Below are 15,717 nucleotides of genomic sequence, written 5' to 3'. Positions count from 1 at the left end.
TGGCCTTCAGCGTTGCGCCGTCAACGGATACACCGATTGCCATCCGCCGCCCAACGCCTTGTACAAGCCGACGGCCGCCAATGATACGCCGGTCGAACTCTCGACCCACTGTTCCTGCGTGGCCAGCAAGGCGCCTTGCACGGTGAGCACCGTGACGAAGTCCACCACACCTTCCACGTATTGCTGCTGCGCGGTTTGCAGGGCGATGCGGTTCTGGCGCACGGCTTCCGCCAGGCTGTCGCGGCGCAATTGGCTGGCGTTGTAACGGGTCAGCTGATCGTCGATTTCATGCCAGGCGCGCAACACCGTTTGCTGGTAGGCAATGGCAGCTTCCTGTTGCTGTGCTTCGCGCAGATTGAGTACGCCGCGCAGGCGTCCGCCGTCGAACAGCGGCAAGCTGAATTGCGGGCCGATGCCGAACGAGCGCGAACCCCAGGAGCCGAAATCGCTCAGTTGCATCGCTTGCGAGCCGATGTTCCCCGACAAGGTGATGCGCGGATAAAAATCCCCCTTGGCCACGCCGATGCTCGCGGTGGCGGCATGCAGGCGCGCTTCGGCCTGACGGATGTCCGGGCGACGCTCGGCCAGTTGCGACGGCAGGCCAATGGCAACCTGACGCGGCGTTTGCGGCACCGGGGCGTCTGTGGATAACTCCGCTGCCAGCGCTTGGGGCGGCTCGCCCATCAACAGGCTCAAGGCGTTGATCAATTGCGATTGACGCTGCTCCAACGCTGGCAGGCGCGATTCGATGGCCGCCACTTGCGCGGCGGCTTCGGCGACGTCCAGATCAGTGGCGACCCCATCCGCCAGGCGCAGCTGCGAAAGTTTCAAGCTATGGCGGGCGACGTCGAGGTTCTGCTCGGTCACGGCTCGGGTGTTTTGCACACCGCGCAGCTGAATATAGTCCTGGGCGGTCTCGGCCAGCACCGACAGCAACACGCCGCGTTGGTCGTTTTCCGCGACTTCCAGAGTGGCATCGGCGGCTTCGGTTTCGCGGCGTACACGGCCCCAGAAATCCAGCTCCCAGGAGGCGGAAAAACCGCCATCCCACAGGTTGAACGCTGAATCGCCGTCATGGCCGGACGGATCGTTCAAGCCTTCGCCACTGTTGCGTTTGCGTGCGTAACTGCCGGTGGCGGCGGTATTGGGATAACGGTCGGCGGTGATCACCTGGCGCACCGCGCGGCTTTGCTGCAAGCGGCTGCTGGCCAGTTTCAGGTCGAGGTTGTCGGTCAATGCGCGCCGGCTCAGGGCCGAGAGCTTTGGATCGTTGAACACCTCCCACCAGCGTTCGTCCATTGATTCGGTGGTGGCTTGGCTGGGGGCGGTGTTGGCGGGTTTGGACCATTCGGACATTTGTTGCGGTTCGGGCTTTTGGAAATCCGGGCCGACGCTGCAGGCGCTGAGACTGATGGCGAGCAAGGCACTCTGGATAAGTCGCGAGCAAGCCCGCGCCCACAGGTGAATGCGGTCAACTGTAGGAGCGAGCTTGCTCGCGATGGCGTCAGCACAATCAACGTAGCTCATCGCTGAGTCACCTCACGCACAGACATCACCGAACTGACGGTATCGATACTCGCCTCCACCGACATCCCCACCCGCAAGCGTTCAGCCAATGGCTGTCCCGGCTCCAGCACAATCTTCACCGGAATGCGCTGCACCACTTTAGTGAAATTGCCGGTGGCGTTGTCCGGTTTGACCGCAGCGAAGGTCACACCTGTGGCCGGTGCAATGCTCTCGACCCGACCGCTCAACGCCGCGCCTCCCAGGCTGTCGACGCGCACTTGCACCTGCTGGCCCGGTTGCACGTCGGTCAGCTGAGTCTCCTGAAAGTTGGCCATCACATAAGCCTGAGCCAAGGGCACCACCGCGAGGATCTTGCTGCCCGGCGCAACATAAGCGCCGACCCGCACTGCACGCTCGCCGACCATGCCGTCCTGAGGCGCGACGATCCGCGTGTAAGACAACTCGTAGCTGGCCATTTCCAGTGCCGCTTGCGCCCGCTTCAAACCGCCTTCGGCCGCATCCCGTTGGGCGGTCAGGATCTCGACCTGTTTGCGTTCCGCCGCCAGCACCGCCGTGGCATTCGCCAACCGGGCGCTGGCCTGGTCGATGCGTGTACGCGCCTGCTGAGCGTTTTGCACTGTGCCGGCACCCACACCGGCCAGGTGGTTGTAGCGGTTCAGTTCATGGTCGGCGAACGCCATCTCGGCCTTGGCCGAAACCACCGAAGATTGCGCTTGAGCAATCACCGAAGACTGCCGCTCGAGGGTCGCCTTGGCATTTTGCAGTTGCGCCCGCGCAACCAAAGTTTCAGCGTCGGCAGCCTGGGCAGCGGCACGCAAATCCCGGTCATCGATCAACGCCAGCAACTGTCCAGCCTTGACCTGCTCGTTGTCTTCGACCAGCACTTGCTTGATGAACCCGGCCACCCGCGGCACCACCAGCGTGTAATCGGCCGAGACATAGGCGTCATTGGTGCTCTGTTGCGTGCGTTTGCCGAACAGACCGGGCACCGCCAGGTACAACAGCACGCCGACGGCCAGCGCAGCGGCCACTGCTACGGCGATTTTTTGATTTGCTTGAGTCGTCATAAAAAACCTTCAGTTTGCGTAGAGCAATCAGGTCGGCGCGCGCGGTGGATAAGTCCGCGTCGGCAGCCAGAAAATCAGCAGGATCAGCGTCACCGCAATGCCGGCCATGCACAGATAGAGATCCGATGCCGTCAGCACCACGGCCTGTTCGTGCAATCGATGGGCGAGGCCTGGGGTGTTGTCGTCGATCAGGGGTGAATTGCCGAGGCGGTCCACGAGCATGGTCGAATGAAAGTGCAGCCTCGACGTGGTCAGCGCCTCAATCACGCCCGTGGCGATCACCGCCGACAGGCCTTTGACCGTGTTGAACCAGGCCGAGGCGAACGGCCCTTCCATCGGGTTGATGCTGCCGGTGGACAGCATCAACAGCGGCAGCACCGCCATCGGTTGTCCGAAGATTTGCAGCCATTGCAGTACGTAGAAATCGTCGCGAATCCATTCCGATGTCAGTTGCGAGCCGCCGATGCAGGACAGCGCCAGCATGCTCAGGCCGATGCCCAGAACCCAGCGGCAATCGACCCAGCGAAAATTGCACAACGCGGCCACCAACGGCAGCGCAATCAATTGCGGCAGCGCCGCCAGCAACATGATCGGCGCGGTCTGCACCGGCCGATAACCCTGGACCTGCGCCAGGTAGCTCGACGGAATAATGATCACCGCGAGCAGCACCACCAGCACCCCGGCCAAGGTCAGCAAGGCAAACGACAGGTTACGGATACCGAGCATCTGCATCTTGAAAAACGGAATCGGCTGCGACCACTCGTTGATCAAAAACAGCACCAGCAGCAATAGGCCGCCGCTGAGCAAACCGCAGATCAAATCGGACTCGAACCAGTCCAGTCGATTGCCCTGCAAGATGCCGATCACCAACATGCAAATCGCCGGAAAACCCAGCAGCAATCCGCGCCAGTTGAACTGCTTGAAACGCTCCAGCCGCAACGGGTCCTGCGGCAACCCATACGCCACGGCGACCATCGCAATCAGGCACGGCGCGATGATTTGCCAGAAGGTCCATTGCCACCCGACATGCTCGGTCCACAACCCGGCCAATGGCGTTCCAAGGCCCGGGCCGAACGTGGCGGTCAGGGCATAACCGGCCAAGCCATACAACTTCACGTTGGCCGGTAGAAAGCGCAGGGCGACGGTCATCAACATCGGCGGCAAAGCGCCGCCGGCCAGGCCTTGCAAGGTGCGCATCAGCAGCAGACTTTCGTAATTCGGGGCGAACGGACACAGCACGCCCAAGAGGGTGAACAGGCTGATGGCGCACAAGGTGAACCGACGCAGCGAGAACGTCACCGCGCACCACGGCGCAAAGGCCATGGCGGCCACGGATGTCGCGGTGTAACTGGCAACCAGCCAAGTGCCTTCGTCGTAACCGATGGATAGCGCGCCGCGAATATCGGCCAGGGCGACTTTGGTCACCATCTCGTTCAGACCCGACACCAGCACCGCCAGCAACACGCCCACCAGGCCAACGATGATGCGCGGGCCGAAGACTTGCGCCGGGACCGTGAGGGACGTCATTACTGCGAGCTCCGGAAGGAAAGTACTGGGAGCATTCTAGGAAGGGCGATGCCTGACGAAAATCAACTTCTCGGCAGCTTATAAATGCACCAGACGCAACAATACAAAACCCTGTAGGAGCAAGCTTGCTCGCGATGGCGCCAAGCCCGTCGATGAAGATGTGCCTGCGCAGCCCTCATCGCGAGCAGGCTCGCTCCTACAGGGATTTGGGCAGGACTTCAAACGGGTTGCGCGGCCAACCACGTCTCATCGCAACACGCCTTGACCGTTTCGCGCATCCAGCGGTGAGCCGGGTCCTTGTCGAAACGCGGGTGCCAGGCCTGGGTCAACATCAGGGTCGGTAACGGGATCGGCAGGTCAAAGGAACGCAGCTTCAACCCCAGCCGCCGCACGCTCAACAGCGCTTCCTTGGGCACCGGCAGAATCAGGTCGGAATCGGGCAACGCGAACATCGCCGCATGGAAACTCGGCGCAATCACCGCCACCCGACGCTCCAGCCCGAGCGCATTAAGGGCGGTATCGATCGGCCCTCGTGCAATGCCACGACGGGACATGCTGATATGGGAAAACCCGGCATAACGCTCTGCAGTGATCTCTTCATCAAACAGCGGATGATCCTCACGTACCAGGCCGACAAAGTGCGTGGAAAACAGGTTCTGAACTTTCACTTCAGGCGTCAGCGGGCGGGTGTTGCTGATGCTCAAATCAATGCGCCCTTCGCGCAGCGCCTCATCGTCGCCATCGCCTTCCGGCACGAAACGCAGCTCACAGTGCGGCGCCTGCCGGTCCAGGGTGTCGAACAACTTGCCGCCATAAACGCCGACAAAAAAGTCATTGGCCCGAATGCTGAACCGCCGCCGCAGCGAGCCCAATTCCACCGCATCGGCCGAACGAAACAGCAACGCCGCCTGCTCCACCACACTGCGCACCTGCTCGCGCAACTCCAGCGCCTTGGGCGTCGGCACCAGCCCACGCCCTGCACGCACCAGAATCGGATCGCCAATGGCCTCGCGAATACGCGTCAACGTCCGGCTCATCGCCGCCGGGCTGAGGTTCATCCGCCGCGCCGCGCCCACCACACTGCCCTCATCGAGCAAGGCGTCGAGGGCGATTAGGAGGTTCATGTCTGGGAGTTGCATTCTGAGCACTCGATAATCGAATGGATTGATTTCAACGCAATCCTAACAGTGCATTCCCGTAGGAGCGAAGCGTGCTCGCGATGAACGAGAACGCGGCCCGATTAAAGAAAAACCACCGAACCTATCAGTTCTGCTAGTTCCCCATTCGCCTCAAATACATAAAGCTAAAGGTCAGTAGTTATTTCGGCCCTTTCATGAAGGTCACGACATGCCTGACAAGATCGCTGATCAAACCAACGTTCCTCTCAAACGAACCGTGCTGTTGGCGCCGGATAGCAGCAACTCGGTCATTGCCGAAATCACAGACGGCGCCATCAACACCATCAGCTACTCCGCCTATGGCGAACAATCCGCTCAGCAAGCAGTCGCGACGCGGTTGGGCTTCAATGGGCAGTTGCGTGAAACAACGATTGGCTGGTACTTGCTGGGTAACGGCTACCGCGCCTACAACCCGCGATTGATGCGCTTTCATAGCCCGGACAATTGGAGCCCGTTTGGCGGCGGTGGATTGAATGTGTATATGTACTGCGTGGGCGATCCGGTGAATCGGGTAGATCCGACGGGGCATTGGTCTATTAATACGATTCTTTCCAAACTTATAGCGGGCATGGGCAACTTTTTTGAAGGTAATTGGGTTGGCAGTAGAACGGCCTCATCAATGCCGGTTATCAAACAAAGGCCTATGGGTTTTGGTGAGAACTTCGCAAACAACATGAACTCCGGGCCTCCCCGTGTACCCAGTCCTCCACAGGGTGATCCGCAATCTACAACCCCAAAAAGGGTGAATATGTATGGAGGTGTTGGTGGGGTGCTAGTACTAGGATCATCATCGAAGCGAAAAGCATCGGTCATTTCTAGCCATCCCAATCGAACCCCCCCTAAACCGCCAACTAATCAGCGCTCCGGGTCTTTTGACCAACCGAGAACACAGTACAGCGGTCCACCGCCATCCATACCGCGTAAAGAAGAATTAGTTCTCCTGGGGGGCAACCCACCTAGTCGCCCGCCAGTCCTGACCCCTCGTTCCTCCACATCGTCAGAAGACAGTTACACGATGCAGAGAAGATGGGATGACGGCTACAGTGACTGGGGGGACTCTGATTCATCCGGCAGCCCAAAACCGGGTCCCTCTTCGCGTATACGCCGAACCTGAAACAGGATGCCCATTCAGATACATGCGGATAACGCAGCAGTGATAGCCGGAAACGAACAGAAGGCCTTCCAACATCACCGCACCATCCCCCACCGCTTCACTGTCACCCGCTCCAACGAATCAAACACCAGATTCTCCACCAGCAACCCGATCAGAATCACCACCGCCAACCCGGCAAACACCTTGTCGGTGTACAGCTCATTACGGTTCTGAAAGATGTACCACCCCAACCCGCCCTTGCCGCTGGTGGCGCCGAACACTAGTTCAGCCGCGATCAACGTGCGCCAGGCGAAGGCCCAGCCGATTTTCAGGCCGGCGAGGATGGACGGCAGTGCCGCCGGGATCAGGATGAACAGCACGAAACGCATGCCCTTGAGGCCGTAGTTGCGCCCAGCCATGCGCAGGGTTTCCGAGACGCCGAGGAATCCGGCGTAGGTGTTCAGCGCCAAGGCCCAGAGCACCGAATGCACCAGCACGAAAATCAGGCTGTTCTGCCCCAGTCCAAACCACAGCAGCGCCAACGGCAGCAGCGCGATGGCCGGCAACGGGTTGAACATCGAGGTCAGGGTACTGAGCAGGTCGCGTCCGAACTGGGTCGACACCGCCAGCGTGGTCAGGGCAAACGCCAGGACAATGCCGATCAGGTAACCCTTGAGCAGCACGACCAGCGAGATCCACACCTTGCCCAGCAACTCGCCGCTGAGCAGCCCGTCATACAGCGCATAGGCGGTTTGCACAAAACTTGGCAGCAGCAAGTCGTTGTTCTGATAGCGGGCCACCGCCTCCCACAACACGGCCAGCAGAATCAGGATCAGGCTTTTGCGCAGCCAACCCTGTTGCCACAGGCGCTGGCCCAGCGGCAGTTCACGCTCCAGCGGTACGCTGGTCAGTGGCTGCAACAGCGTTTCGAACTCTTCACGCGGGGATGATAAATGGCTCATCGGACCCTCCTCTCAACTGGCTCAATAAGCGATGCGGATGTCGGCGAAATCCAGCTCGTGCTCGGCTTGCGGTGACTGATTTTCATCGAACAACAACCGATGGATGCGCCGCGCCGATTCCTGAAACGCCACGCCGCCAAGGCTGTGCAAATCGTATTGATGGCTGTGGACTTCCGCCCTCACCCGCCCCGGATGCGGCGACAGCAACAGGATGCGGTTGCCCACCACCAATGCTTCTTCGATGGAGTGCGTGACGAACAACAGCGTGAAGCGCACCTCTTCCCAGAGCAGTAGCAGTTCTTCCTGCATCTTGCGTCGGGTCAAGGCATCGAGGGCGGCGAAGGGTTCATCCATCAGCAGGATTTTCGGCTGCATCGCCAGCGCCCGGGCAATGGCGACCCGCGCTTTCATGCCGCCGGACAAGGTGTGCGGGTAGGCATCGGCAAACGCGGCGAGGCCGACCTTCTCCAGATAGTGCAGCGCCCGTTCTTCGGCTTCCTTGCGCTTGAGGGTTTTTGACGCCAGCAGCGGAAACATCACGTTCTGCTTTACGGTTTTCCACGGCGGCAGTTGATCGAACTCCTGGAACACCACGATCCGGTCCGGTCCCGGTGCGTGGACGGTTTGCCCCTGTAGGCGAATCTCGCCTTCCACGGGCTGGATGAATCCGCCGACGGCTTTGAGCAACGTTGACTTGCCGCAACCGGACGGGCCGAGCAGGACAAAACGGTCCGCCGGGTCGATCTCGAAACTGACTTGATGGGTCGCCCGCACCACACGCTGCGGCGTGCGGTATTCCAGGCTGACATTATCGACCGACAGCAGCGCTTGGGCTGCCGTGGTCGGTTTGCTGACCGTGTGGCCTTGCAAAGGGGCGTTCATGGCGGTCAGCTCCCTTGCAGCGGTTTGGCGTCCTGGAAGAAGTAATCCTTCCAAGAATCCGGTTTGTTTTTGATCGCGCCGACGCGGTGCAGGAACTCGGCCAGCGGGTAAGTGTTTTTCGGTGTGACGCTGAATTCGAACTGCGGGTTGTCGATGATTTTCAGCAATGCCGCACGGTCGATTTTGGCCTTGGTCACGCGGATGTAGGTGTCGGCTGCCGCGCCTTTGTCGTTCTGCGCAAATTGCGCGGCTTCGGTCAGCGCGTCGATAAACGCCTTGTAGGTTTTCGGGTTCTCATTGCGGAATTTCTCGGTGGCGAACAGCACCGTCGGCGAGTTCGGACCGAGCAGGTCATAGGTGTTCAGCACCACGTGCACATTGGGATTGGCCAGTTCCTGATCCTGGAACGGCGGGTTGGAGAAGTGCCCGTTCAGCTCGGTGCCACCGGCCAACAGCGCGGCTGTTGCGTCGGGGTGCGGAACGGCAATGGTGTACTTGTCGAGGCGGTTGAACTCCTTGTCGCCCCACTGCTTGGCGGCCGCGTATTGCAGGAAGCGCGACTGCACCGACACGCCCACCGCCGGAACCGCGATGCGGTCGGTCTCGGTGAAGTCGGCGATGGTTTTGACCTTGGGATTATTGCTCACCAGGTAGTACGGAAAGTTGCCCAGGGAGGCGACGGCTTTGACGTTCTGCTTGCCGTGGGTGCGGTCCCAGATGGTCAGCAGCGGGCCGACGCCGGCACCGGCAATGTCGATCGAGCCTGCGAGCAACGCATCGTTGACCGCTGCACCGCCGGAGAGCTGGGTCCAGTCGACCTTGATGTCGATGCCTTCCTGCTTGCCGTACTTCTCGATCAGGTTCTGATCGCGCACCACGTTGAGCAGCAGATAAACGATGCCGAACTGTTCGGCAATGCGGATTTCACCTTCGGCGTGGGCCACGGTCGGCGCCACCAGGCTGCCGGCGATCAGGCTGAAACCCAGGCCGATAGCGGCGGCCAGCGGTGCAAATGGAAGACGTTTGGTCATGATCAAATCTCCGACAAATCAGAAAGGCGCGTCGCCCTGGATGGTGGTGCGAAACAGCTTGCGGCGCAGATGGCTGGGGCATCCGGCGGCGAGGTGGATCAGCGAACGGTTGTCCCAGAACACCAGGTCATGGGGCTGCCATTGATGGCGGTAGATGTTTTGCGGCAACACGCTGTGGGCGTAGAGCTCGGTCAGCAGTTGCTGGCTCTCGTCTTCCGGCAGGCCAACGATGCGGGTGGTGAACCCTTCGCTGACGAACAACGCCTGGCGTCCGTTTTCCGGGTGAGTACGCACCACCGGATGCACCACTTCAGCGACCTGGGCGAGTTGCTCAGGCGTCAGGGTCGGGCGCCAATTGCCTTCGAATTTGGTCTCGCTGTAACGCGCCGTGTAGGAGTGCGCCGCCGAGCGACCTTCCACCGCTTTGCGCAACGCAAGCGGCAGGTTGTCCCAGGCTTTGTGCATGTCGGCGAACAGCGTGTCGCCGCCCTCGGAGGGCAACTCCTGGGCATGCAGCATCGAGCCCAGGCTCGGCAATTCCTTATAGGAGAGATCGGAATGCCAGAACTTGCCGGCGTCACCCAGGCCGATGTTCTGGCCGTTCTCGACGATATTGGAAACGATGAGGATTTCCGGATGCCCCGCCAGCAGGAACTGCTTGAGCACGTGGATCTGCAACACACCGAAACGGCGGCTGAAGTCGATGTGCTGCTCAGGGGTAATGCGCTGGTCGCGGAACACCACCACGTGATGATCCAGATGCGCGCGGTGGATGCGGGCGAAGTCCTGATCATTGATCGGACGGGACAAATCGAGACCGATGATCTCGGCGCCTACCGCGCCGTCGAACGGGCGGATGTCGAAAAATTGTGGCGCGATGCTTGGCGATGCTGAAGCTGCAGACATAAATCACTCCCACGCACGGCACGCTCAAAGGCGCGCGCGTCGATCAGAAACTCACGGAGGTCCCGTGTTGGTTCGTGTCGTGCGGCGCGCCGATTGGTCGGCAGGTACGCAGGAGATTGACTTTATAGATATAAGAACTGAAATTTAAATACCGTTAGCGAATAACGATATGGCGATTATTAACGGACTGGTTCGCTTGAGGTGTGACGCTATTTGTCACTTTTTGGCAGGGTTGTGGTGTTTTGGCGGACGCCATCGCGGGCAAGCCCGCTCCTACAGTAGGAGCGGGCTTGCTCGCGATGAGGCCAGTCGCCTCAATGGAGATCTAGCGCTCGTGCAACGCCTCGGCGCGCGCCCGGATGATCGGCTTGAGCAGATAACTCAGCACGCTTTTCTTGCCGGTGATGATGTCCACCGAAGCGACCATCCCCGGAATGATCAGCAAGGGTTTGTCATCGCTGCCGAGGTGGCTGCGCTCGGTGCGCACTTTGATGATGTAGTACGTGGTTTTCTTGTCTTCGTCGGTGATGGTGTCGGCGCCGATCTGTTCGAGCTTGGCCTTCAAACCACCGTAAATGGTGTAGTCATAGGCGGTGAATTTCACCGTTGCTTCCTGCCCCGGGTGCAGGAACGCGATGTCCTGCGGACGGATCTTCGCCTCCACCAGCAAGGTGTCGTCCAGCGGCACGATTTCCACCAGGTCGCTGCCTGGCTGGATAACCCCGCCGATGGTATTGACCAGCAACTTGTTGACGATGCCTCGCACCGGCGAGGTCACCAGCGTACGGCTGACCCGGTCTTCCAGGGCCTTGCCGGTGGCTTGGGCCTTGTTGAGGTCGGTGCGCGCTTCGTTGAGCTGGGTCAGCGCCTCGCTGCGGAATTTGCCGCGGGTTTCGTCAATCTTGCGCTGCACTTCCTTGATCGCCGATTCGGCCCGAGGAATCGCCAGGGTCGTGGCGTCGAGCTGACCACGGGTCTCTGCTTCGGCACGTTTGAGGCGCAGCACTTCCACCGGCGAAACCGCGCCCTGGGCCACCAACGGCTCGGACATGCCGATTTCCTGGCGCTGAAAACCCAGTTGCTGGCGGTATTGCGCCTGCTTGGAGGTGAATTCGCGCAGCTCTTGCTGACGCTGAATCAGCTGCTCCTGCAAACCACCGATTTCGTCGTGCAACTGCTGACGGCGGCTGATATAGAGCGACTCTTCGCTCTGGGCCTGCCCGGGCACAGCCTTGAGCACGTCCTGCGGGAAATTCAGCGGGCGGTCATCCACCTCGGCGCTCAGGCGTTCCACCCGCAACAGCATCGACAGCCGGTCGGCCTCGGTTTCGCCGACGTTCGAGGCAAAACGCGTGTCATCCAGGCGAATCAGCGGTGCTCCGGCCTCGACAATCTGGCCTTCCTTGACGAACAGTTCGGCAACGATACCGCCTTCAAGGTTCTGGATTTTCTGGATCTTCGACGATGGAATCGCCTTGCCGTCGCCCTTGGTCACTTCGTCGATCACCGCGAAGTTGGCCCAAAGCATCAGGAACACGAAGAACGCGATGATCGCCCAGATCGTCAGCCGCACCACCCGAGGCGCGTCCTCGATCAACGCCTTGTTGACCTCTGGCAGCGGTTGGCCCTGAAGCGAAGCGGAGCCCTTGAAGTAGCGGCGGATCGAATCTTTGACACCCGACTTAAGCAACACTGATCTGCCCCTTCTTCAACGCTTCCATCACCGCGGCTTTCGGGCCGTCGGCGAGTATCTGCCCGCGATCGATCACAATCAGTCGGTCCACCAGCGACAACAGCGATGCCCGGTGTGTCACCAGCACCATGGTCTTGTTTTCGATCACCGCCGCCAGGCGTTGCTTGAGACGTTCTTCACCGGTGTTGTCCATGGCGCTGGTCGGTTCGTCGAGCAGCAGGATCGGCGGGTTGAGCAACAGCGCACGGGCCAGGGCGACGTTCTGTCGCTGACCGCCGGAAAGGTTCTGCCCGCGTTCGCCGACTTGCAGTTCATAACCCTTCGGATGCAAACGCGCATATTCGTGGACACCGGCCAGTTCTGCCGCTTGCAGCACCAGCTCATCCTCGACATAGCGCGCACCGGACACCAGGTTGTCGCGCAGGGTACCGGCGAGCAACTGGATGTCCTGAGGGACGTAGCCAATGTTGTAGCGCAGTTCGCTGACGTCGATCTGGCGGATATCCACACCGTCCACCAGCAACGCGCCGTCGTCCGGCTGGTACAGGCCCACCAACAGTTTCGCCAGCGAGCTTTTGCCCGAGCCGCTACGGCCGATGATGCCGATCTTTTCGCCTGGCTGAATCGTCAGGTTGATGTTCTTCAGCGCCGGGTTCTGCTGTTCGGGATACGTGAAGTTCAGCTGCCGGCACTCAATGGCCCCTTGCAGCACTTTGCGGCTGAGGGGGCGCTCTTCGAAATTGCGTTCTTGCGGCAACTCCATCATTTGATCGACCGAGGTCATGGTCACACGCGCTTGCTGATAACGGGTGAGCAGCCCGGACAGCGAGGCCAACGGACTGAGCGCGCGGCCGCTGAGCATGTAGCAGGCAATCAGCCCGCCCATGCTCAGGTTGCCCGCGATGATTTGGTAGACGCCGAAGACGATCATGATCACCCCGGCCAATTGCTGGATCAGCAAGGTGATGTTCATCGCCAGACCCGAAAGCATTTTCACCCGCAGCTCGAGGCGGCTGAGGGTGCCAATGGTCTGTTCCCACTGATATTGGCGTTCGCTTTCGGCGTTGTTGACCTTCACCGCATCCAGGCCGGCGAGGGTTTCGATCAGGCTCGACTGACGCTCGGCCCCCAGCGCCATGGTGCGCTCCATGGTCGCCACCAGCGGTTTCTGCAAGGCATAACCGATGACCAGGGCTATCGGGAACGCCAGCACCGGAATCCACACCAGGTGCCCGCCGAGGATCGCGATCACGGTAAAAATCAGAATCGTGAACGGCAGGTCGATCAGGCTCGTGAGCGTCAAGGAGGCGAGGAAGTCGCGCAGGCTCTGAAACTCATGGATGTTCTGGGCAAAGCTGCCGACCCGCGCCGGGCGGTATTTCATGGACATGCCGACGATGCGCTCGAACAGCGTCGCCGAGATGATCAGGTCGGTTTTCTTGCCGGCCAGATCCAGGCACAGACTGCGCAGGCTTTTCAGGATCAGGTCGAAAATGTAGGCACCGGTGATGCCCAGGGCGAGCACCCACAGGGTGGCTTCAGCCTGGTTCGGTACCACGCGGTCGTAGACGTTCATCACAAACAGCGGCGCGGCCATGGCGATGATGTTGATCAGCAGGCTCGCCGCGATGGCGTCGGCATACAGCCAGCGTGAACGCTTGAGGGTGTCGCGGAACCACGAGCGTGCCCGCGGGATCAGCGTGCCGTGATTCACATCGAATTTATGCTGGGGTTGGGCGAAAAAAACCTGGCCGGTGTAGTCATCGGCCAGCAGTTCGCGGCTGACCAGGGACTCGCCGCCGTCGCTTTCGCTAAGCAGCACCCGCGCCTGGTCTTCGCCTTGCCAACCCAGAAGCACGGCACTGCGACCGTCCTTGAGCAGCAACAGCGCAGGCATGGCAATCGCGGGGATGTCTTGCAGCTTGCGCTGCAGGACTCGCCCTTGCAGGCCGGCGCGGGCCGCTGCACGGGGCAGCAGCTCGACACTCAGGCGTTGCTTGGGCAGCGGCAGGCCCGTTGTGAGCATGGCCGCGCTGGCGGGTTTCTGGTGCAACATGCACAGAGCGAGCAGACCATCCAGCAGCGGATCATCATGCAACGCGCGTGGATCATGGCTGAGATTAACCCGACTGACTTCTGATTCCACGCTCGACACTCTTTATACAGTTGGAAAGGGACAACTCAATTCATCCCAGGCAGCTGCACCTTGGGCTTCATGTCGTTCTGCACAACGGATGCCAACGGCGCGACTACGCCCTGGCTCTTGAGCAATTCGCCCATGGTCGCCTTGATTCGGTACTGAGTAAATAACTGAATATTTTTGATCTGCGCCAGACGGAGCGAAGAGGTGAACAGCTCGTTTTCGCTGTCGAGCAAGTCGAGCAAAGTACGCTCACCGAGGCTGAACTGACGCTGGTAAGCCGTGCGCACCGCGGTGCTGTGATCGACGTACTGCTGGGCAATCGGCACCTGGGCATTGGCGTTGTTCAGGGCATTCCAGGCCAGGCCCAGCTCTTCATTGAGCTGGCGCAGGGCGTTGTTACGGATGTCCAGCGCCTGGTTTGACAGGTAGGACTTGGATTCCAGATCGGCCTTGTTGCTACCGCCGGCGTACAGGTTGAAGCGCATGCGCAGCATGGCTTGCCATTCGTTGTTGTGACCATTCTGACCGTCGATATCGTTGTCGGCGGTGCGGCCCAATTCAGCATCGAAACGCGGGTAGAACGTCGATTTGGCGGTTTCGTACTGCTTCTCGGCCGCTGCAATGTCGGATTCGGCCGAGCGCAGGATCGGGCTGTTTTCCAGCATTTGCGCGCGGGCTTCGTTCAGGTTGGCCGGCAACAGCGCCATGAAATTGGCAGGACGCTCCAGTTGATCGGGCATCTGACCAACAGCGGCGAGGTAGTTGGTTTCCGCATCGGCCAGGTTGGTCTGCTCAGTGAGCAGGTTGTTGCGAGCCTGGGCCATACGCGCTTCGGCCTGATCAAGGTCGGCACCGCTGCCGACGCCACGCTGAGTGCGCAGCTGGATCTGGTCATAAATACGTTGGTGGCTCTTGAGGTTGTCCTCGGCCAGACGGACGAACTCGCGGCGATTCAGCACATCGAGATAAACTTGGGCCACGGTCAACGCGGTGCGCTCGGACGTACCCAGCAGCGAGTAGGCACGGGAGTTAACGGTGGCTTGTTGACGCCCTACTTCGCTGGACGTCGCAAAACCGTCAAAAACCATTTGCGAGAGACGCAAACTTGACTCGCTGCGGTTCAGGGTTTCCCAGTGGTTGTTACTGCCATCGGTGCGCGTGGTAACGGAATCAGTCCCCTCGCGACCATAACCGCCCAGTACATCGACCCTTGGCAGATATCCGCCCTTCGCAGCCTTTAATTGATAATCCGCGGCCAGTCGGCTGTTAACGCCGGCCTGGACCTCTGGATGGACATCCAGCGCCTGTTGCATGGCCTGAGGCAAGGATTGAGCTTGAACAAAAGAGGTTGCGAGGGTGAAGGGTATAGCCATGAACAGAAGCGGACGCATGGTAGGTATTTCCCGGGACTTCTTGTCTTGAATCACAGCAAAAGAAAGCGCTGCATCGGAAGATGGCAACCGTAATGACCGTATGTCGGAAGTTTCAAAAGAGGAACTGGATCACACACTGAGGACAGGGTCGCCACATAAATATCAATGTGACATTACTGGGACGATTGTTTAGGATGCTCACAAGAAGGTCAATACTTTGGCATAAAGTTAATCGCGAAAAGATATAGCCAATTTATTGACTAATAACCGCGTCAAATTTGTGCACTTATTTTGCAATAGTCAATCCAGGCCGATCGGCGCGATGCCATCAGGTC

General features: G+C 60.0%; 12 protein-coding genes. 1 reads left to right on the top strand and 11 read right to left on the bottom strand.

Going from position 1 to position 15,717, the window contains the following annotated elements; translation table 11 throughout:
• Positions 1-6: 6 nt before the first annotated feature.
• From CKW15_RS04185 to CKW15_RS04170, 4 genes are all read right to left on the bottom strand, one after another.
• On the bottom strand, positions 7-1,527 hold the full coding sequence (locus tag CKW15_RS04185) for an efflux transporter outer membrane subunit (protein ID WP_095151688.1): 1,521 nt from the start codon (positions 1,525-1,527) through the stop codon (positions 7-9).
• Positions 1,524-2,594, bottom strand: a complete 1,071-nt coding sequence (locus tag CKW15_RS04180) for an HlyD family secretion protein (protein WP_095151687.1) — start codon at positions 2,592-2,594, stop codon at positions 1,524-1,526. The genes CKW15_RS04185 and CKW15_RS04180 overlap by 4 nt, the downstream gene beginning before the upstream one ends.
• A gap of 27 nt (positions 2,595-2,621) precedes the next feature.
• The gene (locus CKW15_RS04175) at positions 2,622-4,121 is read right to left on the bottom strand and encodes an MFS transporter (protein ID WP_095151686.1); all 1,500 of its coding nucleotides are present in this window, start codon (positions 4,119-4,121) and stop codon (positions 2,622-2,624) included.
• A gap of 218 nt (positions 4,122-4,339) precedes the next feature.
• On the bottom strand, positions 4,340-5,260 hold the full coding sequence (locus CKW15_RS04170; RefSeq protein WP_053160658.1) for a LysR family transcriptional regulator: 921 nt from the start codon (positions 5,258-5,260) through the stop codon (positions 4,340-4,342).
• Positions 5,261-5,468: 208 nt separating this feature from the next.
• Here CKW15_RS04170 and CKW15_RS04165 point away from each other — a divergent pair, with 208 nt between their 5' ends.
• Entirely contained in the window at positions 5,469-6,413 is a 945-nt protein-coding gene (locus CKW15_RS04165) for an RHS repeat-associated core domain-containing protein (protein ID WP_095151685.1), read from the top strand.
• 74 nt (positions 6,414-6,487) lie between these two features.
• Here the strand turns inward: CKW15_RS04165 and CKW15_RS04160 are convergent, their stop codons facing one another.
• The 7 genes from CKW15_RS04160 to CKW15_RS04130 form a co-directional block, all read right to left on the bottom strand.
• On the bottom strand, positions 6,488-7,354 hold the full coding sequence (locus CKW15_RS04160) for an ABC transporter permease (protein ID WP_095057838.1): 867 nt from the start codon (positions 7,352-7,354) through the stop codon (positions 6,488-6,490).
• Between the two features lie 21 nt (positions 7,355-7,375).
• Positions 7,376-8,236, bottom strand: a complete 861-nt coding sequence (locus CKW15_RS04155) for an ABC transporter ATP-binding protein (protein WP_095151684.1) — start codon at positions 8,234-8,236, stop codon at positions 7,376-7,378.
• Between the two features lie 5 nt (positions 8,237-8,241).
• Entirely contained in the window at positions 8,242-9,267 is a 1,026-nt protein-coding gene (locus CKW15_RS04150; RefSeq protein WP_095057840.1) for an ABC transporter substrate-binding protein, read from the bottom strand.
• 18 nt (positions 9,268-9,285) lie between these two features.
• Positions 9,286-10,173, bottom strand: a complete 888-nt coding sequence (locus CKW15_RS04145; protein WP_095057841.1) for a TauD/TfdA family dioxygenase — start codon at positions 10,171-10,173, stop codon at positions 9,286-9,288.
• A 325-nt stretch (positions 10,174-10,498) separates the two neighbouring features.
• Positions 10,499-11,866, bottom strand: a complete 1,368-nt coding sequence (locus CKW15_RS04140; protein WP_095057842.1) for an HlyD family type I secretion periplasmic adaptor subunit — start codon at positions 11,864-11,866, stop codon at positions 10,499-10,501.
• Entirely contained in the window at positions 11,856-14,012 is a 2,157-nt protein-coding gene (locus CKW15_RS04135; protein ID WP_095057843.1) for a type I secretion system permease/ATPase, read from the bottom strand. Before CKW15_RS04135 ends, CKW15_RS04140 begins: the two co-directional genes overlap by 11 nt.
• Before the next feature lie 35 nt (positions 14,013-14,047).
• Positions 14,048-15,400 carry a TolC family outer membrane protein gene (locus tag CKW15_RS04130; protein WP_095057844.1) on the bottom strand — a complete coding sequence of 451 codons (1,353 nt, stop codon included), beginning with the start codon at positions 15,398-15,400 and terminating at the stop codon, positions 14,048-14,050.
• Positions 15,401-15,717 lie beyond the last annotated feature (317 nt).

It is taken from the genome of Pseudomonas sp. Irchel s3b5 (assembly GCF_900187435.1).
Taxonomy (GTDB): Bacteria; Pseudomonadota; Gammaproteobacteria; order Pseudomonadales; family Pseudomonadaceae; genus Aquipseudomonas.
This window is presented reverse-complemented; position numbering and strand designations above follow the sequence as displayed.

Coding starts and splice junctions, on each gene's coding strand:
- CKW15_RS04145 (WP_095057841.1), bottom strand. CDS start 10,173: ATGTCTGCAGCTTCAGCATCGCCAAGCATCGCGCCACAATTTTTCGAC.
- CKW15_RS04130 (WP_095057844.1), bottom strand. CDS start 15,400: ATGCGTCCGCTTCTGTTCATGGCTATACCCTTCACCCTCGCAACCTCT.
- CKW15_RS04180 (WP_095151687.1), bottom strand. CDS start 2,594: ATGACGACTCAAGCAAATCAAAAAATCGCCGTAGCAGTGGCCGCTGCG.
- CKW15_RS04185 (WP_095151688.1), bottom strand. CDS start 1,527: ATGAGCTACGTTGATTGTGCTGACGCCATCGCGAGCAAGCTCGCTCCT.
- CKW15_RS04175 (WP_095151686.1), bottom strand. CDS start 4,121: ATGACGTCCCTCACGGTCCCGGCGCAAGTCTTCGGCCCGCGCATCATC.
- CKW15_RS04160 (WP_095057838.1), bottom strand. CDS start 7,354: ATGAGCCATTTATCATCCCCGCGTGAAGAGTTCGAAACGCTGTTGCAG.
- CKW15_RS04155 (WP_095151684.1), bottom strand. CDS start 8,236: ATGAACGCCCCTTTGCAAGGCCACACGGTCAGCAAACCGACCACGGCA.
- CKW15_RS04165 (WP_095151685.1), top strand. CDS start 5,469: ATGCCTGACAAGATCGCTGATCAAACCAACGTTCCTCTCAAACGAACC.
- CKW15_RS04170 (WP_053160658.1), bottom strand. CDS start 5,260: ATGCAACTCCCAGACATGAACCTCCTAATCGCCCTCGACGCCTTGCTC.
- CKW15_RS04150 (WP_095057840.1), bottom strand. CDS start 9,267: ATGACCAAACGTCTTCCATTTGCACCGCTGGCCGCCGCTATCGGCCTG.